Here is a 22,350-nt window from a genome sequence, read left to right on the forward strand (position 1 = left end):
GCGCGCCCCGCGCGCCCCTCGGGCGCGCTCGGGGCTCAGCGCCGCGGCAGGCCGAGTTCGAACCAGACGGTCTTGCCGTCCTTCGTCCGGCTGGTGCCCCACTCCCGGGCCAGGGTGGTGACCACCCGCAGTCCGCGCCCGAGCGTTTCGGTGGCGCCCGCGCTCAGCAGGGTCGGCAGCTCGTGGTCGTCGTCGTCCACCTCGCACAGCAGGGTGTCGCCCCGCACCAGCCGCAGCTCGACGGGCCTGCTGTGCGAGTGCCGTACGGCGTTGGTGACCAGCTCACTGACCATCAGCTCGGCGTTGTCGGCGAGTTTCGGCAGCCCCCACTCGTGCAGTCGCTCCCGGACCACGGCACGCGCGCGTGCCACCTCGGCCGGGTCGAGGGCGAAGCGCCACTCGGCCACGTCGTCCTCGTCGATGCCGTTGAGCCGTGCCATCAGCAGGGCGACGTCGTCCTTGCGGCCGCCGCGGGTGTTGAGGGCGCGGATGATCGCGTCGCAGGCGTCGTCCATGGAGGCGGCCGGGTGGGCGGCGGACTCGCTGAGCGTCGCCAGGCCGACACCGATGTCCTCGCCGCGCACCTCGACCAGTCCGTCGGTGCACATCACGATCCGGTCGCCGGGCTCCACGCGCACGCGTACCGCCTCGAAGGGCACCCCGCCGACGCCGATGGGCGCGCCGGTCGGCAGGTCGAGCAGCTCACTGCGGCCGTCCTCGGCGCGGACCAGCACGGGCGGGATGTGGCCCGCGTTGGCGATGTGCAGCTCGCTCGCGATCGGGTCGTAGACGGCGTAGAGACAGGTCGCGAGGTAGGAATCGCCGAGGCGCTGGGCGAGGTCGTCGAGGTTGCGCAGCAGTTGGGCGGGCGGCAGGTCGAGGGCGGCCATGGTCTGTACGGCCGTGCGCAACTGGCCCATCATGGCGGCCGAGTTGAGCCCGTGTCCCATGACGTCGCCGACGACCAGGGCGGTGCGGGCGCCGGGCAGCTTGACCGAGTCGAACCAGTCGCCGCCGACGCGCCCGAGGAGCGTGCCGGGCAGATAGCGGGTGGCGATGTCGCAGCCCGCCATGTGCGGCGGGATGTGCGGCAGCATGCTGTCCTGGAGGGTCTCGGCGACGCTCTCCTGGTAGGTGTACATGCGCGCGTTGTCGAGCACGAGGCCCGCGCGGGCGGCGAGTTCGGCGCCGGTGACCCGGTCCATGTCGTTGAACTCGGCGCGCTCCGGGTGGCGCAGCAGGATCATGAAGCCGAGGACGACGTTGCGCGCCTTCAGCGGCACGACCAGCATGGAGCGGTTGTTGATCAGCGGCCGGATGTCGCGCTTCTCGAACTGGGAGGCGATGGCGTGGCCCATCTCCTGGCTGATGCGGGGCACCAGGACGGGCTCGCCGGTGGTCATGCACTGGAAGAACGGCGTGTGCGCCGGGAAGGGCATGGCCTCGCCGACGGGGATGACGTCGTCCCAGCGGCCGGGTTCGTCGGTGTGCTCGACGGCCACCCGGTGCCACATGGTGGTGGTGTCGGGCACGCCCTCGGGGAACCCCTCGCCCGCGACGACCTGTTCGCGCAGATAGGTGCCGGCGACGTCCGTGAAGCGGGGGACGACGGCCTTGCTGACCTCGATGATGGTCTGCGACAGGTCGAGGGAGGTGCCGATGCGTCCGCTGACCTCGTTGAGGAACTCCAGGTGCTCGCGGACGGCCGCGTACTCCAGGTCCTCGCCCTCGTCGGTGAGTTCCCGCGGTACCGGCAGGCCCTCGGCGGCGGCCTGTGCGGCCCGCTCGCGGCGGGCCCTGCGCTCGGCGCGCCGGGGCACGCCCCAGTCGGGGGTGACGGGAACCCGGTCGTTCTGGCTGAACTCCAGGACGGGGTAGCCCAGTTCGAGCACCTGCGCGACGATGCGGGCGCTTTCGTCGACGCTCATGCTGGGCAGGATCTCGGGCAGTCTGCGGGCCAGTTCCTCGGCGCCGGGGAAGTCGGTGTGCAGGGCGAAGGCGGGGGCGATCCGCTCGAAGGCCATGTCGTCGTCGGCCCCGTCGATCCCGTCCGACTCGTCCGGGCGCAGTCCCGCGGTGTCGGCGGCCAGCACCAGCAGCCGCTCCTCCCCCGGCCCCACCAGGGGATACGCCCACCACAGCACGTCGACGCGGGAACGCTCGGGGACGGTCAGCCGCGCGCGGCCCGCCGCCGGGTAGGAGAGCCCGCCGTCGAGGGAGGACTCCAGGCCGGGACCGAGGCCGTCATAGGCCGAGTACGCCCCGTAGGACAGGACCTCGTCCTCCTCGGGCAGCACTCCGGACACGGGCAGCAGATCGACCGCCGGGCGGCCGATCGCCTCCTCCTTGGGGACGCCGAACAGCCGCCGTGCGCCCGTGCTCCAGTGGGAGACCAGTCCGGAGCGGTCCACCACGACCACGGCCAGCGGGATGCGGCCGGCCGGGGCGTGCTCCGCCACCGCGCCGTTCCCCGCTCCGTGGCTGGGAGGCGTGTCCCTCTCGGTGCCACGGTCGCTGCCCTGTTCCATGGCCCAGGCCCTCTCTCCCCACGGCTCCGCAAGATCTGCCGCCTTCTCCACCGTACGGCTCCGCCCGGTGGTGATGTGCGCCAACGCGGGAATTGGTCTTCCGCGACCGCCTCCGCGCGCCGGGCGCGCGCCGGGCTGCCGTCAGTCCTCGTGCCCCAGTTGCAGGTCACGCTCGGTCCGTCCGCCGCCGGCCACCTGGAGCACGGTGGCGACCGGCGGGTAACCCGCGGCGATGACGGTGTACTCGCCGGAGGACAGATCCACGAACCGAAAGGTTCCGTCGGGTCCCGTGGTGAGGGTGTCGACGACGTTGCCCGCCGCGTCGAGCAGCGTCACCCGGGCGTCCTCGACCGGTCTTCCGCCGCCCGCGCGCACGGTCCCCCTGAGCACGGCGCCCCCCGCGAGTTCGACGTCCTGGCGGGTCTCCCGGGCGGCCTGGACGGTGACGGGGAGCGCCGCCGGGCGGAAGGCGGGGGCGCTCGCGGCGAGCGTGTACTCCCCGGCCACCAACTCGGTGATCACATAGCCGCCCTCGCGCGAGCTGCGGGTGGTGGCGACGACCTCACCGTGCACATTGGTCAGGGTGACGGCGGCGTCCCGGACGCAGGTGCCGTCCACGGTGTGCACGGTGCCGGCGAGGCGGCCAGCCCCGCCGAGCACGATGTCGAGGTCGACGGGCCGCTCGCCCACGGTGACCGTGACGGCCTGCGGCTGGTGGCCGCCCGCGGCGGCGATCAGTACGTACGAGCCGGAGCCGGGGGTGGCGAGCGCGTACCGCCCGTCCTCGCCGCTCGCGCCCCGCCCGATCTGCGCTCCGGCCACGTCGATGAGGGTGAGCGCCGCGCGCGGCACCACGCTGCCGTCGGGGTGCTGCACCGTGCCGCACACGGGGATTCCGCCGGCGTACGGCGAACGGGCCTGCGGAATGGGGGTGTTGACGGTCGCTGGCTCCGGTTCGGCGATGTTGTGGGCCACCAGGGGTTTCTCCTTGAGGAAGAAGGCGATCAGCAGGCCGAGGGCGAGCACCGGCACGAGGTAGAGGAAGATCCGGGGCATGGCGTCGGCGTAGGCCCGGATGTAGTCGTCGCGCAGCGGCGGGGGCAGCGCGTGGACGAGCTGCGGGGTGATGGACTGCGGGTCGGGCAGTCGGGCGCCCGCGCGCGGGGGGAGCCGTTGCGCGAGGGCGTCGGCCAGCCGGTTTGAGAAGAGGGTGCCGAAGACCGCGGCGCCGACGCTGCCGCCGATCTGCCGGAAGTAGTTGTTGGCGCTGGTGGCGGTGCCGAGGTCGGCGGGGCGCACGGAGTTCTGCACGGCGAGCACCAGGACCGGCATCACCATGCCGATGCCGGTGCCGAGCACGGCCATCCACACGCTGTACTGCAGCCGGGGTGTGTCGGCCTCCAGGCGGGACAGCAGCCACATCCCGACGGCCGAGACGGCGCTGCCGAGGACGGGATAGACCTTGTAGCGCCCGGTGTGGCTGATGAGCTGCCCGGAGACGATCGAGGCGCCGACGATCCCGCCCATCATCGGCAGCATCAGCAGCCCGGACTCGGTGGCGCTGGCCCCGTCGACCATCTGCAGGAACGTCGGCAGATAGCTGGCGGCCCCGAAGAGCGCGACGCCGATCACCAGGCCCACCAGGCCGGTGACGTTGAAGACGGAGTCCCTGAACAGGCGCAGCGGGATGAGGGGTTCGGCGGCGAAGCGCTCGGTGAGAAGGAAGAGCACGGCCGCGGCGGCGGCCCCCGCGCCGAGTCCGAGGATCACCCGCGAGTCCCAGGCGTACTCGGTGCCGCCCCAACTGGTCAGCAGCACCAGGCAGACAGAGGCGGCGGCGAGCAGCAGCGCGCCGAGCACGTCCAGCCGGGGCCTGGCCCGCGGCTTCGGCAGTTTCAGTACTACGGTGACGACGGCCAGGGTGATCAGGCCGAAGGGGACGTTGAAGTAGAAGCACCACCTCCAGGAGAGGTGGTCGGTGAAGTAGCCGCCCAGCAGCGGCCCGGCGACGGAGGCGAGCCCGAAGGCCGCGCCGATCAGCCCCATGAACCGGCCGCGCCGTCGGGGCGGCACGATGTCGGCGATGATCGCCTGGACGCCGATCATGAGCCCGCCCGCGCCGACGCCCTGGACGGCGCGGAAGGCGATCAGCTGGTCCATCGTCCGCGCCCGTCCCGCGAGGGCGGCGCCGATCACGAAGACGACGATGGCGAACTGGAAGACGCCCTTGCGGCCGAGCAGGTCGCCGAGCTTGCCGTAGACCGGCAGTCCGACCGTGGCCGTCAGCAGGTACGCGGTGATCGCCCAGGACATCCGGTCCAGGCCGTGCAGCTCACCGACGATCTTCGGGAGCGCGGTGGCGACAATCATCTGCTCCAGCGCGGCGAGCAGCAGCGCGAGCATCAGCGCGAGGAAGACCAGCCGCACCCGGCGCGGGGTGAGGTGGACGCCGGCGACGGGTGTGGGGACGTGGCTCTCGGCGGGAACCACGTCGGGTCCGTCCTGCACCAGAGTCGTCCCGCCCACGTGCCGCTCCCCTCGTCGCGCCTGCCGCACCATTGCCGCCTGGGGCGACAACTACGGGCAAGCGCGACGAGTTACGGCAGACCGGCCTGGCGCACCGAGATCCACTCGAACCGGTGAGGGCGGTCAACGCCCGCGGATTCCGCGGGACTTACTTCTCGGTCTCGGTGGCCAGCCGGGCGAGCACGGCGTCGTAGATCCGGCCGAGGCCCTTGGGCGCGAAGGTCTTCTCGAAGAAGCCGCCGATGCCGCCGGCACCGTTCCAGACGGAGGTGACGACCACGCGGGACTTGCCCTCGCCGGCCGGGGTGACCGTCCAGGTGGTGACCATCGAGGAGTTGCGGTCCTTCTCGACGAGCTGTCCGTCGGTGGGCTCGCTGACGTCCAGGAGGCAGTCGCGCACCCGCTTGCTGGTCGCCTGGAGCTTCCAGTGGACGAGGGTGCCCTCGCCGTCGCCGCCCTCGCGCACCTCGTACTCGCTGAAGTGCTCGGGCAGCAGCTTCGCGCGCGTGCCGCGGTAGTCGGCGAGGGCGTCGAACACCTTCTCCGCGTCCGCCGCGACGACCCGCTCCGTAGTGGCCTCGACCTGCGCCATCGGTTTCCTCCAGGACTTGCTCTCTCGGGGTTGGGGCAAGCCAACCACCCCCGCCCGCGGCCCCCCAAATCGGGGTGCCGGAGAGGTGCACGAAGCGATCTCCCGGGCGTGCGAAGCGGTCGGAAAACAGCACTTGCACTGGAAATCGAACAGGTGTTTCACTGCTGGGGCAGGTGCTACCGAGGAGGCGTCATGCGCTGGGAGAACCTCACCGTGGAGTCCGGCGGCCACAGCCGGGCGGCCGACGCCGCGCTGTTCGGCGCGGACGCCGTGGTCAGCCGTACCTTCGACACGCCCGAGTTCCGCGGGATCACCTTCCACGAGGTGCGGGCCCGTTCGATCATCAACCGGGTGCCGGGCGCCTCGCGGATGCCCTTCGAGTGGACGATCAACCCCTATCGCGGCTGCTCGCACGCGTGCGTGTACTGCTTCGCCCGCAAGACGCACACCTACCTGGACCTCGACTCGGGCCTGGACTTCGACTCGCAGATCGTGGTCAAGGTCAACGCCCCGGAGCTGCTGCGCCGCCAACTGGCCTCACCCCGCTGGCACGGCGAGCACATCGCGATGGGCACCAACGTCGACTGCTACCAGCGCGCCGAGGGCCGCTACCGCCTGATGCCGGGCATCCTGTCCGCCCTGCGCGACCACGCCAACCCCTTCTCGATCCTGACGAAGGGCACGCTGATCCTGCGCGACCTGGACCTGCTGGTGCAGGCCTCCCAGGTGACGGACGTCGGCATCTCCGTCTCGGTCGGCTTCACCGACCCCGTGCTGTGGCGGACCGTGGAGCCCGGCACGCCGGCACCTGAGCGCCGCCTGGACGTCGTGCGCACGCTCGCCGAGCACGGCATCGGCTGCGGTGTGCTGATGGCCCCGGTGATCCCGTTCCTGAGCGACCACCCGGCCCAGCTGCGCGCCACCGTGCGTGCAATCGCGGCCTCCGGCGCCACCTCCGTCACTCCCCTCGTGCTGCATCTGCGCCCCGGCGCGCGGGAGTGGTTCATGGCCTGGCTGACCCACCATCACCCGCAGCTGGTGCGCCGCTACGAGCGCCTGTACGCGGACGGCGCCTACGCGCCGAAGTGGTACCAGCGCCGGATCACCCGTCAGGTGCACGAGCTGGCCCAGGAGTACGGGATCGGGCCCGCGCGCGCGGGGATGCCGCGGCGGATCCGTCCGCCCGAGCCCGCCGCACCGGAGATGCCCGAACCGGGGATGTCCGAACCGACCCAACTCACGCTGATTTGAGAGCGTTCGAGCGCATCCGCCGACCCGATCGGGTCAAGTATTGCCAGAACGAGTTCTTCCGGGACTGCTTTCCGGGACGATGCGGCGAGGACCGTGAGACGCGCGGCCCGAAACCCTCCGTCCTGGGAGGACCCCATGAGAAAACGCGCAGCCGTGCTGTGCGGCGCCGCGGTCGTCGTGGCCGGGACCGTCACGGCCGTCCCCGCCGACGCCAGCGCGGCCAGAACCGCCGACACCGCTCCCGCGGCGAAGCTCACCTGGAAGAACTGCGGCACCACCGACTATCCGACGCTCCAGTGCGCGTCCCTCAAGGTGCCGCTCGACCACCGCGATCCCTACGGACGGCAGATCACGCTCGCCCTCTCGCGCGTGCGGCACACCGCCAAGACGAGCCAGGGCCCGCTGCTGGTCAACCCCGGCGGCCCCGGCGGCAGCGGCCTCACGCTCGCCGGGTTCGTCGCGACCTCGCTGCCGAAGGCGGTCGCCGCCCAGTACGACGTCATCGGCTTCGACCCGCGCGGGGTGGGCAAGAGCAAGCCCGCCCTCGACTGCAAGCCCGGCTACTTCAACCCGGTGCGCCCCGACTCGGTGCCGAGCACCCCGGCCCTGGAGAAGGCCAACCTGCAGCGCGCCAAGTCCTTCGCGGCGGCCTGCGGAAAGAAGTACGCGGACCTGCTTCCGTACATCAACACCATTCAGGCCGTGCAGGACATGGACTCCATCCGCGCGGCGCTGGGCGCCCGGAAGACCAGCTACTTCGGCTACTCGTACGGCACCTACCTCGGCGCGGTCTACGCCAAGCTGTTCCCACAGCGCGTCAAGCGCCTGGTCCTGGACTCGATCGTCGACCCGACCGGCGTCTGGTACGAGGACAACATCGGGCAGGACTACGCCTTCAACGACCGGCACCGGGCGCTGATGTCCTGGATCGCCAAGTACAACTCGACGTACAAGCTCGGCACCGACCCGGAGAAGATCGAGGCCAAGTGGTACGCGATGCGCAGGGCGCTCGCGAAGAAGCCGGCCGACGGCAAGGTGGGCGCCTCCGAGCTGGAGGACACCTTCATCCCCGGCGGCTACTACAACGGCTACTGGCCCTACCTGGCTCAGGCGTTCGCGGCCTATGTGAACGACAAGAACGCCGATCCGCTGGTGGAGGCGTACGAGAACTTCGCCGCCGTGGACGCGTCCGGGGACAACGGCTACAGCATCTACACCTCGGTGCAGTGCCGTGACGCCTCCTGGCCGCGGGACTGGAACCAGTGGCGCAAGGACAACTGGCGGGTCTACGAGCGGGCGCCGTTCATGGCCTGGAACAACGCCTGGTACAACGCGCCGTGCGCGTTCTGGCCGACGGACTCGCTGCGGCCCGTCAACGTCGCCAATGGCAAGCTGCCTCCGGTGCTGCTGTTCCAGGCGACCAACGACGCGGCGACGCCGTACGTGGGCGGTCTGACGGTCCACCGGCTGCTGGCCGGCTCGAGCTTCGTGGTCGAGCAGGGCGGCGGCAACCACGGCATCACGCTGAGCGGGAACGCCTGCCTGGACAAGTACCTCGCGAACTACCTGTCGAGCGGCACGGTGCCGCGCAGCGGACGGGAGATCGACGCGGTCTGCCCGAAGCTGCCCGACCCCAAGCCGCTGACCGCGAAGGCGGCATCGACGTCCGCCCGCGGCTCGACACTGCACGGCCTGGTCGGCTTCCGCGGCTGAGAGGCCCACGGCTCCCTCGGGGGCGGTCGTTGTCAGACCCGTGGTCCACCATGGACGCATGAGTGAGCTGACCAGGATCACCGCCCCCGACGGGGTCTTCCCCGCCGCCCAGTACAGCCACGTCGTCATGGGCACGGGCCGTTTCGTCGCGATCGCCGGCCAGCTGGCCCTGGACGAGGACGGCAAGCTCGTCGGCGAGGGCGATGCCGAGGCACAGGCCCGCCAGGTCTTCGACAACCTCCGCCGCTGTCTGGCCGCGGCGGGCGCGACCTTCGACGACGTCGTCAAACTCACCTACTTCGTCACGGACATGGCGGACATGCCCGCGATCCGCGCCGCCCGCGCCGCGCACATACCGGACGACCGCCTCCCCGCCGCCTCCGCGATCCAGGTCGCCTCCCTGGTCCGCCCCGAGTTCCTGATGGAGATCGAGGCGTTCGCGGTCGTCTGACGCGCTGTCAGCGCTGCTTCGGGATGCGGGACAGGGCCCGTACCGCCGCCTCCGCCAGGGCCGGGTGGGCCAGGGCCTCGTTCAGGACCGGGCGCGCGCGGGCGTCCTCCAGGGTGCCGAGGCCCTCCACGCACGCGAGGGCCACCCGGCGGTAGGGGTCATGGGGGTGCAGGCGTCGTTGCAGGGTGGTGATCAGGGCCGGTACGGACTCGGGGGCGCGTAGCCGGGTCAGGAGGCGGACCGGGTGCAGGGCGTAGGCGACGCGGAGTTCGTTGGTGGCGAGGGCGGCGGCCGCGCGGGCGGTGCGCGGGTCGCCGAGGCGGGCGAGGGCGTACGCGGCGGAGGCACAGCGCTCAGGATCGCGGTGGTTCAGCAGCAGGACGAGGGATTCGAAGGCGCGGCGGTCGCCCGCGAGGCCGAGGCGGAACGCGGCCAGTTCCCTGGCCCACAGCGGCTGCCCCGGCTCGGTGAGGACTCCGGCCAGCTCATCGAGGTCGTCGGTCGCCATGAGCCGGTCGTGCACCGGGGACCCTCCGGACTCCCGCCGTGAACGCTCCGTGAGTGATCGCAACTCTTCGTCCATGGCTCCGAGATTAGTGGGGAGTTCCGATCCGCCGGGACGTACGTCACAAACACGGGGGCTGGCGCGCTCGTTACCCACCGGTTAAGCTCAGACGAGCGAGTCACCCACTCGCATTCGCTGACGACGGCCTGGTGACGCAGCCGCCGTCAGAGCAGTCGGTTCGGTACCTCACGTACCGCAGCACGACTCGGCCCCGGGACAGGGCCGGTCGGACACCACCGTTCGCTCCAGGCGTGTGCACGCCTACGGCGACGGCACCGGGCGTGTGCGCTCGCAGCCCGGCAACACCCGCACTTCTCCACGCACCCGGTGCGCCCGGGCCCGCTTCGGCCGGCCCGACTCGGCGCACCCGGGCGCGCTCCCAGTCGTCACCCTCATTCCTGGAGTCCCGCGATGGCCACTCCCCTGTCCGACCCTTCCCTGTCCCCGCTGAAGACCATTGCCGTCGTCGGTCTCGGCACCATGGGCACCGGTATCACCGAGGTCCTCGCCAAGGCCGGCCGCGAGGTCGTCGGCATCGACATCAGTGAGGCCGCCGTCGCCAAGGCGGTCACCGTGCTGGAGGCCGCCACCTCCCGTTCCGTGGAGCGCGGCCGGCTGACCGAGCAGGAGCGCGCCGATGTGCTGGCCCGCGTCCGCACCTCCACCGATCTGCGCGCCGCGGCCGACGCCGACCTGGTCATCGAGGTGGCCCCGGAGTCGTACGAGATCAAGCACCAGATCTTCCGTGAACTCGACGGGATCGTGCGCCCGGAGACGATCCTGGCGACCGGCACCAACGCCCTGTCGGTGACCCGGCTGGCCGCCGACTCGGCCCGTCCCGAGCGCGTGCTGGGCCTGCACTTCTTCAACCCGGCGCCGGCGATGAGGCTGGTCGAGGTCGTCTCCTCGGTCCTGACCGCGCCCACCGCCGTCGCGGCCGTCACCAACCTCGCCCTGGACCTCGGCAAGGAGCCCGTCGCGGTCGGCGACCGGCCCGGCTTCGTCGCCGACGGGCTGCTGTTCGGCTACCTCAACCAGGCCGCCGCGATGTACGAGGCCAAGTACGCCTCCCGGGAGGACATCGACGCCGCGATGCGCCTGGGCTGCGGTCTGCCGATGGGCCCCCTCGCGCTGTTGGACCTGATCGGTGTCGACACCGCCCGTACGGTGCTGGAGGCCATGTACGCCGAGTCCCACGACCGGCTGCACGCCCCGGCCCCGATCCTCAAGCAGCTCAGCGAGGCGGGCCTGACCGGCCGTAAGTCGGGGCGCGGCTTCTACACCTACGAGGCCCCCGGCAGCGCGACCGTCGTGCCCGACGCGCTGACGCCCCTGGCCGGCGACCTGGGTGTCCCCGGCCGCCCGGTCCGCGCGGTCGGTGTCGCGGGCTCCGGCACCATGGCGTCCGGCATCGCCGAGGTCTTCGCCAAGGCGGGCTACGACGTCGTCCTGGCCGCCCGCAGCGAGGAGAAGGCGCAGGCCGCCAAGGCCCGGATCGGCAAGTCGCTCGCGCGCTCGGTCGACAAGGGCCGGCTGTCCGCGGAGGCCGCCGCGCAGACGCTGGAGCGGATCACCCCGGCGGGCTCGTACGAGTCCTTCGCGGACGTCGACCTGGCCGTGGAGGCGGTCGCCGAGGACCTGGAGATCAAGCGGCAGCTGTTCCAGACGCTGGACAAGATCTGCAAGCCGGGCGCGGTGCTGGCCACCACGACCTCCTCGCTGCCGGTCGTCGCCTGCGCCCGTGCCACCTCGCGTCCGCAGGACGTGATCGGCATGCACTTCTTCAACCCGGCGCCCGCGATGAAGCTGGTCGAGGTCGTCCGCACGGTGCTGACGGCCGAGGACGTCCACTCCACGGTCCGCGAGGTCTGCGTCCGGATCAGGAAGCACGCGGTCGACTGCGGTGACCGCGCGGGCTTCATCGTCAACGCCCTGCTGTTCCCGTACCTCAACAACGCGATCAAGATGGTCCAGGAGCACTACGCGTCCCTGGACGACATCGACGCGGCGATGAAGCTGGGCGGCGGCTACCCGATGGGCCCCTTCGAGCTGCTGGACGTCGTCGGGCTCGATGTGTCCCTGGCGATCGAGAAGGTCCTGCACCGCGAGTTCCGCGACCCGGGCCTGGCCCCGGCCCCGCTGCTGGAGCACCTGGTGGCCGCGGGCTGCCTCGGCCGCAAGACCGGCCGCGGCTTCCGCGAATATGCCCGCCGCTGACGGCGTCGGCGACTGGTTCACCGCGGAAGCGGACTGGGGCGGACTGCTCGACCCCGGCGGTCGGCCCCCGCCCGCCCGACCCGGCGTCCCCCCGTCCACCCGGGGCGGGGGAACCCCGGTACCTGGGCGGCACGCTGCGGACATGCAGTACGTTCGGGTCATGTCCCAGCCCGCCAGGTCCTCACGTACACCAGCCACGCCCGACGCGCCGGAAAGTGCCGCAGGCAGCCGCGCCGCCGCCCAGCGGCTCAAGATGCGCCGAGAACTGGCGGCCGCGGCCATGGAGTTGTTCGCGACCAAGGGGTACGAGGCGACCACGGTCGACGAGATCGCCGCCGCGGCCGGGGTCGCCCGCCGCACCTTCTTCCGCCACTTCCGCTCCAAGGAAGAGGCGATCTTCCCCGACCACGACGACACGCTGATCCGCGCCGAGGCGGTGCTCAACGCGGCCCCGCCGCACGAGCACCCGCTCGACACGGTGTGCCGCGGGATCAAGGAAGTCATGCGGATGTACGCGGCCCGGCCGGAGATCTCGGTCGCCCGCTACAAGCTCACGCGTGAGGTGCCCACCCTGCGCGAGGCGGAGATCGCGTCGGTGGCCCGCTACGAGCGCCTCTTCACCCGCTATCTCCTCGGCCACTTCGACGAGCACGCGCACGACGACGACGCCAACGACGACCCGCTGCTCGCGGAGGTCGCCGCGTCCGCCGTGGTCACCGCCCACAACCACGTGCTGCGGCGCTGGCTGCGGGCCGGCGGCCAGGGCGACGTGGAGGCGCAGCTGGACCACGCCTTCGCGATCGTGCGCAAGACGTTCGGGACGGGCATCGGAGCGGGCCGCTCGACGGCACCCAAGCCGACCCCCTCCCCCGCGTCGGTCTCCGCCCAGGGCGAGGTCCTGGTCACCGTGGCGCGCACCGACGCCCCGCTGGACGAGGTCATGCGGACCATCGAGCAGGCGCTGAAGGAGCGCTGAGCGCCCCGGACGACTGTGACGACGGCCACCCTTCGGGGTGGCCGTTTTGGCATGTCAGGGCCCGTTTTCAGGCACATTTCAAGGGGAGTTCGATCGATCATCGCTCATTTGTTACGTAAAGATTTCATCTGAGAGCACATTCATGGCACTCAGTGCCTTGTCACCTGACACGCGGTGTCATACGTTGATGGTGTCCGGGCTGTCCCCGGCAGGCCCACCGCCTGCGTGCCCGGCGCCTGCGTCACAGGCAACCTCCCGCGCCACCAAGCGCTGCCGAAGCACCACCGCCGAACCGACGGCACTTCCGAAACCCTCAGCAGCACACCGACGTAACCCTCAGCGTCCCTCCCTCAGGACGCCCATCGCCGGAGGCAACACCGTGACCGTGAAGGACATCCTGGACGCGATCCAGTCGCCGGACTCGACGCCCGCCGACTTCGCCGCCCTGCCGCTCCCCGAGTCGTACCGCGCGATCACCGTGCACAAGGACGAGACGGAGATGTTCGCGGGCATGCAGACCCGCGACAAGGACCCGCGCAAGTCGCTCCACCTGGACGAGGTTCCCCTGCCGGAACTCGGCCCGGGCGAGGCCCTGGTGGCCGTGATGGCCTCCTCGGTCAACTACAACTCCGTGTGGACCTCGATCTTCGAGCCCCTGTCGACCTTCGGGTTCCTGGAGCGCTACGGCAAGGTCAGCGAGCTCACCAAGCGCCACGACCTGCCGTACCACATCATCGGTTCCGACCTCGCGGGCGTCGTCCTGCGCACCGGCCCCGGCGTCAACGCCTGGCGGCCCGGTGACGAGGTCGTCGCGCACTGTCTGTCGGTCGAGCTGGAGTCCAGCGACGGCCACAACGACACCATGCTCGACCCCGAGCAGCGCATCTGGGGCTTCGAGACCAACTTCGGCGGCCTCGCCGAGATCGCCCTGGTCAAGTCCAACCAGCTGATGCCCAAGCCGGGCCACCTGTCCTGGGAGGAGGCCGCCGCTCCGGGCCTGGTCAACTCCACCGCGTACCGCCAGCTGGTCTCCCGCAACGGCGCCGGCATGAAGCAGGGCGACAACGTCCTGATCTGGGGCGCGAGCGGCGGCCTGGGCTCGTACGCCACCCAGTTCGCGCTGGCCGGCGGCGCCACCCCGATCTGTGTCGTCTCCAGCCCCGAGAAGGCGGACATCTGCCGCTCGATGGGCGCCGAGAACGTCATCGACCGCAACGCCGAGGGCTACCGGTTCTGGAAGGACGAGCAGACCCAGGACCCGAAGGAGTGGAAGCGCTTCGGCAAGCGCATCCGCGAACTGACCGGCGGCGAGGACATCGACATCGTCTTCGAGCACCCCGGCCGCGAGACCTTCGGCGCGAGCGTCTTCGTCACCCGCAAGGGCGGCACCATCACCACCTGCGCCTCCACCTCGGGCTACATGCACGAGTACGACAACCGTTATCTGTGGATGTCGCTGAAGCGGATCATCGGCTCGCACTTCGCCAACTACCGCGAGGCCTGGGAGGCCAACCGGCTCATCGCGAAGGGCAAGATCCACCCGACGCTCTCCAAGGTCTACTCCCTGGAGGACACCGGGCAGGCCGCCTACGACGTGCACCGCAACCTCCACCAGGGCAAGGTCGGCGTGCTCTGCCTGGCCCCCGAGGAGGGCCTCGGCGTGCGCGACGAGGAGATGCGCGCCAAGCACGTCGACGCCATCAACCGCTTCCGCAACGTCTGAGACACCCGGGGTCATAGATGACTGAGCGTCAGAACGCCGAAGGCAGGCGGGAGAAGGACCGGCCGTGGCTCATGCGCACGTACGCCGGGCATTCCACCGCCGAGGCGTCCAACGAGCTGTACCGGCGCAACCTCGCCAAGGGGCAGACGGGCCTTTCCGTGGCCTTCGACCTGCCGACGCAGACCGGTTACGACTCCGACCACATCCTCGCCCGCGGCGAGGTGGGCCGGGTCGGCGTGCCGATCGCGCACCTCGGTGACATGCGCCGGCTGTTCCAGGACATCCCCCTGGAGCAGATGAACACCTCGATGACGATCAACGCCACCGCCATGTGGCTGCTGGCGCTCTACCAGGTCGTCGCCGAGGAGCAGGGTGCGGACATCACCAAGCTCCAGGGCACGACCCAGAACGACATCGTCAAGGAATACCTGTCGCGGGGGACCCATGTCTTCCCGCCGGGGCCCTCACTCCGGCTGACGACGGACATGATCGCTTACACGGTCTCCCACATACCGAAGTGGAACCCGATCAACATCTGCAGCTACCACCTGCAGGAGGCGGGCGCCACACCGGTCCAGGAGATCGCGTACGCGATGTCCACCGCGATCGCGGTTCTCGATGCCGTACGCGACTCAGGGCAGGTCCCCGAGGAGAAGTTCGGGGACGTCGTGGCCCGTATCTCCTTCTTCGTGAACGCGGGTGTCCGCTTCATCGAGGAGATGTGCAAGATGCGGGCGTTCGGGCGGATCTGGGAGAAGATCACGCTCGAGCGGTACGGCATCGAGAACCCCAAACAGCGCCGCTTCCGGTACGGCGTCCAGGTCAACTCCCTCGGCCTGACCGAGGCGCAGCCGGAGAACAACGTCCAGCGGATCGTCCTTGAGATGCTGGCGGTGACCCTCTCGAAGGACGCACGCGCGCGTGCCGTGCAGCTGCCGGCCTGGAACGAGGCGCTGGGCCTCCCCCGCCCCTGGGACCAGCAGTGGTCGCTGCGCATCCAGCAGGTGCTCGCCCACGAGAGCGACCTGCTGGAGTACGAGGACATCTTCGAGGGCTCGAAGGTGATCGAGGAGAAGGTCGGCCGGCTGGTCGAGGACTCCCTCGCCGAGATCGAGCGGATCCAGGAGATGGGCGGCGCGATGGCCGCCGTCGAGTCCGGCTACCTCAAGTCGCAGCTCGTCTCCTCGCACGCCGAGCGGCGGGCGCGAATCGAGTCCGGTCAGGAGAAGATCGTCGGTGTCAACATCTTCGAGACGACCGAGCCCAATCCGCTCACCGCGGATCTCGACACGGCCATCCAGACGGTCGACCCGGCCGTCGAGGCCCGCGTCATCGCGTCGCTGCAGCGCTGGCGCGACACCCGTTACCAGCCGCCCTTCAATCACCCGCGTCCCTGCAAGGCGCTGGAGAAGCTGAAGGAGGCCGCGAAGGGCACCGACAACCTCATGGAGGCCACCCTGGAGTGCGCCCGCGCCGGGGTCACGACCGGCGAGTGGGCCGGGGCCCTGCGCGAGGTGTTCGGCGAGTTCCGGGCGCCCACCGGTGTGTCCTCCGCGCCGGTGGCGGTCACCGCCGCGGAGGGCTCGGCCATGAGTGAGGTGCGTCGCAGGGTGGACGCCACCGCCCGCGACCTCGGCGTCGGCAAGCTGCGCTTCCTGGTCGGCAAGCCGGGCCTGGACGGGCACTCCAACGGCGCCGAGCAGATCGCCGTGCGCGCCCGCGACGCCGGGTTCGAGGTGGTCTACCAGGGGATCCGTCTGACGCCCGAGCAGATCGTGGACGCGGCCCTCGCCGAGGACGTGCACGCGGTCGGCCTGTCGATCCTGTCCGGCTCGCACGCCCAGCTGGTGCCGGACGTCCTGGAGCGGCTCCGTGTGGCCGGTGCCACAGATATACCCGTCATCGCCGGTGGGATCATCCCCAATGGAGATGCCGAGCAGCTCAGGGCCGCCGGCGTGGCCGCCGTCTTCACCCCTAAGGACTTCGACATCACCGGCATCATCGGCCGCATCGTCGACGAGATCCGGAAAGCGAACAAGCTCGACCCCCTGGAGGTCCCCGTATGACCGTCAACCGTCTCCGCCCGCGGCGCTCCTGCCTGGCCGTGCCGGGCAGCAACCCCCGCTTCCTGGAGAAGGCCCAGGGTCTCCCCGCCGACCAGGTCTTCCTCGACCTGGAGGACGCGTGCGCGCCGCTCGCCAAGCCCGAGGCGCGGCACACCATCGTGAAGTTCCTCAACGAGGGTGACTGGACGGGCAAGACGAGGGTCGTGCGCGTCAACGACTGGACGACCGAGTGGACGTACCGCGATGTCGTCACGGTCGTCGAGGGCGCCGGCCAGAACCTCGACTGCATCATGCTGCCGAAGGTGCAGGACGCCCAGCAGATCGTCGCCCTCGACCTGCTGCTGACGCAGATCGAGAAGACGATGGGCTTCGAGGTCGGCAAGATCGGCATCGAGGCGCAGATCGAGAACGCCCAGGGCCTGAACAACGTCAACGAGATCGCGACGGCCTCCCAGCGCGTCGAGACGATCATCTTCGGCCCGGCCGACTTCATGGCGTCCATCAACATGAAGTCGCTGGTCGTGGGCGAGCAGCCGCCCGGCTACCCGGCGGACGCCTACCACTACATCCTGATGAAGATCCTGATGGCGGCCCGCGCGAACAACCTCCAGGCGATCGACGGCCCCTACCTGCAGATCCGCAACATCGACGGCTACCGCGAGGTCGCGCAGCGCGCCGCCGCGCTCGGCTTCGACGGCAAGTGGGTGCTTCACCCGGGCCAGGTCGAGGCGTCCAACGAGATCTTCTCGCCCTCCCAGGAGGACTACGACCACGCCGAGCTGATCCTGGACGCGTACGACTACTACACCTCCGAGGCGGGCGGCAAGAAGGGCTCGGCGATGCTCGGCGACGAGATGATCGACGAGGCCAGCCGGAAGATGGCGCTGGTCATCTCGGGCAAGGGCCGTGCGGCGGGCATGCAGCGCACGTCGAAGTTCGAGATCCCCGACAACTGAGGAGCCCTGAGCACGATGCAGTTCGGACGCACCTACGAGGAGTTCGAGGTCGGGGCGACGTACAAGCACTGGCCGGGCAAGACCGTCACGGAGTACGACGACCATCTGTTCTGTCTCCTCACCATGAACCACCACCCGCTCCACATGGACACCAACTATGCGGAGAAGACGACGGACTTCGGCAAGAACGTCGTCGTCGGGAACTACATCTACTCCCTGCTGCTCGGCATGTCCGTGCCGGACATCTCCGGCAAGGCGATCGCCAACCTGGAGATCGAGTCGCTCAGGCACGTGGCGCCGACCTTCCACGGCGACACGATCTACGGCCAGACGACCGTGCTCGACAAGTGGCCGTCGAAGTCGAAGAACGACCGCGGGATCGTCTACGTCGAGACCAAGGGCTACAAGCAGGACGGCACGCTGGTCTGCGTGTTCCGCCGCAAGGTGATGGTGCCGACCGAGACGTACATCAAGGAGCGCGGCGGCGAGCAGCCCGGCCGCCCGGAGCTGAAGCAGCAGGAGAAGTAATGGCCCGCCTCGCCCAGACCGCAGGTCTGACGGACATCCAGCAGGAGATCCTCTCCACCGTCCGCGACTTCGTGGACAAGGAGATCATCCCGGTCGCCACCGAGCTGGAGCACCGCGACGAGTACCCGCAAGCGATCGTCGACGGTCTCAAGGAGTTGGGTCTGTTCGGCCTGATGATCCCCGAGGAGTACGGGGGTCTGGGCGAGTCGCTCCTGACGTACGCGCTCTGCGTCGAGGAGATCGCCCGCGGCTGGATGTCGGTGTCCGGCATCATCAACACGCACTTCATCGTGGCGTACATGCTCAAGCAGCACGGCACGCAGGAGCAGAAGGACCACTTCCTGCCGCGCATGGCGGCCGGCGACATCCGCGGCGCCTTCTCGATGTCGGAGCCGGGTCTCGGTTCGGACGTGTCCGCCATCACCTCCAAGGCGGTCAAGGACGGCGACGAATACGTCCTCAACGGCCAGAAGATGTGGCTCACGAACGGCGGAACGTCAAGTCTGGTCGCCGTACTCGTCCGAAGTGATGAAGGACACCCCGAGGGCACCCCGCCCCACAAGTCGATGACGACCTTCCTGGTAGAGAAGGAGCCCGGCTTCGGGGAGGTCCGTCCGGGCCTCACCATCCCCGGGAAGATCGACAAGATGGGCTACAAGGGCGTCGACACCACCGAGCTCATCATGGACGGCCTGCGGATTCCCGCCGACCGGGTGCTCGGCGGCGAGACCGGCCGAGGTTTTTACCAAATGATGGACGGCGTCGAGGTTGGCCGGGTGAACGTGGCGGCGCGTGGCTGCGGCGTCGCTCAGCGCGCCTTCGAGCTCGGCGTCCAGTACGCCCAGCAGCGGCACACGTTCGGCAAGCCGATCGCCCAGCACCAGGCCATCCAGTTCAAGCTGGCCGAGATGGCTACCAAGGTCGAGGCCGCCCATGCGATGATGGTGAACGCCGCACGCAAAAAGGACTCCGGCGAACGAAACGACCTCGAGGCCGGAATGGCGAAGTACCTGGCCTCGGAGTACTGCAAGGAGGTCGTGGAGGACGCCTTCCGGATCCACGGCGGTTACGGCTTCTCCAAGGAGTACGAGATCGAGCGCCTCTACCGCGAGGCGCCGATGCTGCTGATCGGTGAAGGTACCGCTGAAATCCAGAAAATGATCATCGGTCGCAGGCTGCTCGAAGAGTATCGGTTCCAGGGTTAGATGTCCGGATACGGGGTGTTTTCTTGGAGAAGAAGATCACACCCCGTAGGCACTCTTCGGTCGCCGACTCGTCTTCCTGGCTTGCCCAGTTGCGGTCCGCGACCGGTACGATCCCGGGAAAGCCGCCGTCCCCCGTTACAGCGCGGCATCATCCGCTACGAAGGTCATCCATGCCCCACAGCCAAACCTCTGCACCACGCGACAGCCTGGCAGGCGTACGTCTTGCGCGCGGAGCATCGCCGTGGCTTCTGCCGACCGTCGCCACCGCAGCCCTCAGCCTGGCCCGTGCGCGCCGCTCCGGCGTCGCCAAGGCCGTGGCCGTGCCCGCCACCGCTCTCGCGGCGGGCATGCTGTGGTTCTTCCGCGACCCCGAGCGCGAGATCGCCCCGGGCCGGGTCATCTCGCCCGCCGACGGTGTGGTGCAGAGCATCATGCCGTGGAAGGACGGCCGGACCCGCGTCGCGATCTTCATGAGCCCGCTCAACGTCCACGTCAACCGCGCTCCGCTCTCCGGCACGGTGACGTCGGTCGAGCACATCCCCGGCGGGTTCGTTCCGGCGTTCAACAAGGAGAGCGAGAACAACGAGCGCGTAGTCTGGCATTTCGACACCGAACTCGGCGACATCGAGATGATCCAGATCGCCGGCGCGGTGGCCCGCCGCATCGTGCCGTACATCCCGCAGGGCACGAAGGTCGAGCAGGGCGACCGCATCGGGCTGATCCGCTTCGGCTCGCGCGTCGACATCTACCTGCCCGAGGGCGTGGAGGTCGCGGTCGAGGTCGGTCAGAAGACCGTGGCTGGGGTGACTCGCATTGACCGTGATTGATCCTGATACCCAGGCGGGCTGGGTGCCCGAGGCCGACGAGGTGGACGAAGAGGAGGAGATGCCCCTCTCTCTCCGCCTCTCAATAGCGGACACCCTCACCCTCGGCAACGCCACGTGCGGGTTCATGGCGGTGTACTTCACCACCACCGGGATCCTCATCCCGCACCTCACCGGCGACCAGGAGACCGGCATGGCCCGCCACAGCGCGGCCACGGCGGTGATCCTGATGCTGTGCGCGGCGGTCTTCGACCTGTTCGACGGCCTGGTCGCGCGCAAGCTGCGCTCCTCCCCCATGGGCGCGGAGCTGGACAACCTCTCCGACCTGATCAGCTTCGGTCTGGCGCCGGCGTACTTCGTCCTCGTCTACGGCATGGTCGCGGACGACGCACACCAGCGAGTGGCCGCGGTCGGGGCAATCGTGGTGCTCCTGGCCGTCGTCCTGCGGCTGGCGCGCTTCTCGTGCGTGACGGTGCCCAACGGGATGTTCCAGGGCATGCCCTCGCCGTTCGGCGCACTGACGGTCGTGTCGATCGTGCTGCTGGAGCTGCCCTTCGTGGCGACGCTGCTGGCGATCCTGGGCACGGCCTGGCTGATGGTGAGCCGGGTGGAGTACCCGAAGCCGCGGGGCCGTCTCGCGGTGGCGATGCTGTCCTGGATCGTCGTGTCGATGGGACTGCTCGCGGCCTGGGCGTTCGACGCGCCGAGCGGACAGCTGCTGCTCCAGACGGGCTGCGCGCTGCAGCTGGTCACGGGAGCGGTCATTCCCCTGTTTGCCACGGCCCGCCGGGTGAACAACTTCCGCGACAACCGACGCGAGGCCAGGACGGCACAGCTGCCGTAGCACTGCGTTGGCTTGGGCCCCGGACCGGGATGGTTCGGGGCCCTCGCTGTTCCGTGCGCGGCGTCGATGTGCTGGTCCGGGGGCTGCCGCCCCCAGCCCCCGTTACCTTCTTCGTGGCCCCGGGCTCGGGGCTCCCGGCGTCAGCTCAGGAAGTCCCGCCCGATCTGTTCCGCCACCCGCTCCAGGATCGGTCCGGCGTCCGCGATGCACTTGGCGACGTCGGGCTCGGCGTCCGTCAGGGGGTACACGCGTCGGATCCCCGCGCGTCCCAGCGCCTCCGGCGGCAGGGCGAGGCGGCCGCACACCGCGACGACCTCCTTGTCCGCCGCCCGGGCCGCCGCGGCGACACCGGCGGGGGCCTTGCCGTGCAGGGTCTGTTCGTCGAGGGAGCCCTCGCCGGTGATCACCAGCGTGGCCCATTCCAGCGCCGGGGCGAAGCCCAGCACCTCCAGCATGACCTCGATGCCGGGGCGGAAGCGTGCGCCGAGCAGCAGGGCGCCGTAGCCGATGCCGCCGGCGGCGCCCGCGCCCGGGGACGAGGCGTACTCGGCCGCGTGCACGCCGTCCGTCTCCTCCAGCACCTTCGCGTAGTGCGCGAGGGACGAGTCGAGGATCTCCACGTCGTCCGGGGAGGCGCCCTTCTGCGGGCCGTAGACGGCCGGGGCGCCCGTGGGACCGGTCAGCGGGTTGTCGACGTCGCTGGCCAGGATCAGCTCCACGTCCGCCAGCCGCGGGTCCAGACCCGACAGGTCGGCGGACGCCAGCTCGGCGAGTCCGCCGCCGCCCGGCGGCACCGGCTCCCCGTCCGCGTCCAGGAACCGCGCGCCGAGGGCGGACAGCATGCCCGCGCCGCCGTCGGTCGTCGCGCTGCCGCCGACGCCGAACACGATCGTGCGCGCGCCCGCGTCCAGCGCGGCCCGCAGCAGCTCGCCGGAGCCGTAGGTGGAGGCCGTGAGCGGCGCGAAGACGCCTCTGGGCAGCCGCTGGAGTCCGCTCGCCTCCGCCATCTCCACGACCGCCGTGCCGGCCCGGAGCGCGAACGCGGCCGTGACCTCCTGTCCGAGCGGCCCGGCGACCCGCACCTCACGGCGCTCGAAACCGGCCGCGACCGCCGCGTCCACGGTCCCGTCGCCGCCGTCGGCCACGGGCAGCGCCTCCACCTCCAGGCCCGGCACGGCCCGGCGCAGCCCGGCCGTCACCCGTTCGGCGACCTGCACGGCCGTCAGCGAGCCCTTGAACTTGTCCGCGGCGATGAGCACGCGCTGTGTCACCTGTTTCCCCTTGCTCTCCGGGCCCCGAGGCATGTCAAGGCCAGTCGCGCCGCTGTGACCTTAACCGGAGCACACCCCCGCCGTCATGCACCGACCGGCCCCTGAGAGCGGCGT

General features: G+C 70.3%; 17 protein-coding genes. 12 read left to right on the forward strand and 5 right to left on the reverse strand.

Going from position 1 to position 22,350, the window contains the following annotated elements:
• Positions 1-35: 35 nt before the first annotated feature.
• The 3 genes from ABZZ74_RS01350 to ABZZ74_RS01360 all read right to left on the reverse strand — a co-directional run bounded on the left by ABZZ74_RS01350 (position 36) and on the right by ABZZ74_RS01360 (position 5,646).
• On the reverse strand, positions 36-2,528 hold the full coding sequence (locus ABZZ74_RS01350; protein WP_356760879.1) for a SpoIIE family protein phosphatase: 2,493 nt from the start codon (positions 2,526-2,528) through the stop codon (positions 36-38).
• Positions 2,529-2,669: 141 nt separating this feature from the next.
• Positions 2,670-5,054 carry an MFS transporter gene (locus ABZZ74_RS01355; RefSeq protein ID WP_356760880.1) on the reverse strand — a complete coding sequence of 795 codons (2,385 nt, stop codon included), beginning with the start codon at positions 5,052-5,054 and terminating at the stop codon, positions 2,670-2,672.
• A gap of 148 nt (positions 5,055-5,202) precedes the next feature.
• The gene (locus tag ABZZ74_RS01360) at positions 5,203-5,646 is read right to left on the reverse strand and encodes an SRPBCC family protein (RefSeq protein ID WP_133041829.1); all 444 of its coding nucleotides are present in this window, start codon (positions 5,644-5,646) and stop codon (positions 5,203-5,205) included.
• A gap of 192 nt (positions 5,647-5,838) precedes the next feature.
• Between ABZZ74_RS01360 and ABZZ74_RS01365 the strand changes: the two genes are divergently transcribed.
• From ABZZ74_RS01365 to ABZZ74_RS01375, 3 genes are all read left to right on the forward strand, one after another.
• Positions 5,839-6,897: an Rv2578c family radical SAM protein gene (locus ABZZ74_RS01365; RefSeq protein ID WP_356760882.1), complete on the forward strand. Its 1,059-nt coding sequence runs from the start codon at positions 5,839-5,841 to the stop codon at positions 6,895-6,897.
• Positions 6,898-7,032: 135 nt separating this feature from the next.
• The gene (locus ABZZ74_RS01370; protein ID WP_356760883.1) at positions 7,033-8,610 is read left to right on the forward strand and encodes an alpha/beta hydrolase; all 1,578 of its coding nucleotides are present in this window, start codon (positions 7,033-7,035) and stop codon (positions 8,608-8,610) included.
• 58 nt (positions 8,611-8,668) lie between these two features.
• Entirely contained in the window at positions 8,669-9,061 is a 393-nt protein-coding gene (locus ABZZ74_RS01375; protein ID WP_356760885.1) for a RidA family protein, read from the forward strand.
• 7 nt (positions 9,062-9,068) lie between these two features.
• On the opposite strand, the gene ABZZ74_RS01380 is transcribed toward ABZZ74_RS01375, so the two are convergent.
• Complete coding sequence (locus ABZZ74_RS01380; RefSeq protein WP_356760886.1) at positions 9,069-9,644, reverse strand: adenylosuccinate lyase; 576 nt, start codon at positions 9,642-9,644, stop codon at positions 9,069-9,071.
• Between the two features lie 393 nt (positions 9,645-10,037).
• Here ABZZ74_RS01380 and ABZZ74_RS01385 point away from each other — a divergent pair, with 393 nt between their 5' ends.
• The 9 genes from ABZZ74_RS01385 (at position 10,038) to pssA (ending at position 20,965) form a co-directional block, all read left to right on the forward strand.
• Positions 10,038-11,843, forward strand: a complete 1,806-nt coding sequence (locus ABZZ74_RS01385; RefSeq protein WP_356760888.1) for a 3-hydroxybutyryl-CoA dehydrogenase — start codon at positions 10,038-10,040, stop codon at positions 11,841-11,843.
• A gap of 160 nt (positions 11,844-12,003) precedes the next feature.
• A complete protein-coding gene (locus ABZZ74_RS01390; protein WP_356760890.1) occupies positions 12,004-12,819 on the forward strand; it encodes a TetR family transcriptional regulator in 816 nt (271 codons plus the stop codon).
• A 379-nt stretch (positions 12,820-13,198) separates the two neighbouring features.
• Positions 13,199-14,542 carry a crotonyl-CoA carboxylase/reductase gene (ccrA, locus tag ABZZ74_RS01395; RefSeq protein WP_133041822.1) on the forward strand — a complete coding sequence of 448 codons (1,344 nt, stop codon included), beginning with the start codon at positions 13,199-13,201 and terminating at the stop codon, positions 14,540-14,542.
• Positions 14,543-14,559: 17 nt separating this feature from the next.
• Complete coding sequence (locus ABZZ74_RS01400; protein WP_356760892.1) at positions 14,560-16,608, forward strand: protein meaA; 2,049 nt, start codon at positions 14,560-14,562, stop codon at positions 16,606-16,608.
• The gene (locus tag ABZZ74_RS01405) at positions 16,605-17,564 is read left to right on the forward strand and encodes a CoA ester lyase (protein WP_133041820.1); all 960 of its coding nucleotides are present in this window, start codon (positions 16,605-16,607) and stop codon (positions 17,562-17,564) included. The genes ABZZ74_RS01400 and ABZZ74_RS01405 overlap by 4 nt, the downstream gene beginning before the upstream one ends.
• A gap of 15 nt (positions 17,565-17,579) precedes the next feature.
• The gene (locus ABZZ74_RS01410) at positions 17,580-18,092 is read left to right on the forward strand and encodes a MaoC family dehydratase (RefSeq protein WP_351803702.1); all 513 of its coding nucleotides are present in this window, start codon (positions 17,580-17,582) and stop codon (positions 18,090-18,092) included.
• Complete coding sequence (locus ABZZ74_RS01415; protein ID WP_356760894.1) at positions 18,092-19,297, forward strand: acyl-CoA dehydrogenase family protein; 1,206 nt, start codon at positions 18,092-18,094, stop codon at positions 19,295-19,297. Before ABZZ74_RS01410 ends, ABZZ74_RS01415 begins: the two co-directional genes overlap by 1 nt.
• A 170-nt stretch (positions 19,298-19,467) precedes the next feature.
• Positions 19,468-20,124, forward strand: coding sequence for a phosphatidylserine decarboxylase (locus ABZZ74_RS01420; protein WP_058922170.1), 657 nt, complete (start codon positions 19,468-19,470; stop codon positions 20,122-20,124).
• 22 nt (positions 20,125-20,146) lie between these two features.
• Complete coding sequence (gene pssA, locus ABZZ74_RS01425; RefSeq protein WP_356761096.1) at positions 20,147-20,965, forward strand: CDP-diacylglycerol--serine O-phosphatidyltransferase; 819 nt, start codon at positions 20,147-20,149, stop codon at positions 20,963-20,965.
• A gap of 140 nt (positions 20,966-21,105) precedes the next feature.
• Here pssA and ABZZ74_RS01430 read toward each other — a convergent pair whose 3' ends face one another.
• Complete coding sequence (locus ABZZ74_RS01430; protein WP_356761097.1) at positions 21,106-22,224, reverse strand: glycerate kinase; 1,119 nt, start codon at positions 22,222-22,224, stop codon at positions 21,106-21,108.
• Positions 22,225-22,350: the final 126 nt, after the last annotated feature.

It is taken from the genome of Streptomyces sp. NPDC006476, from assembly GCF_040612015.1.
GTDB lineage: Bacteria > Actinomycetota > Actinomycetes > Streptomycetales > Streptomycetaceae > Streptomyces > Streptomyces griseorubiginosus_B.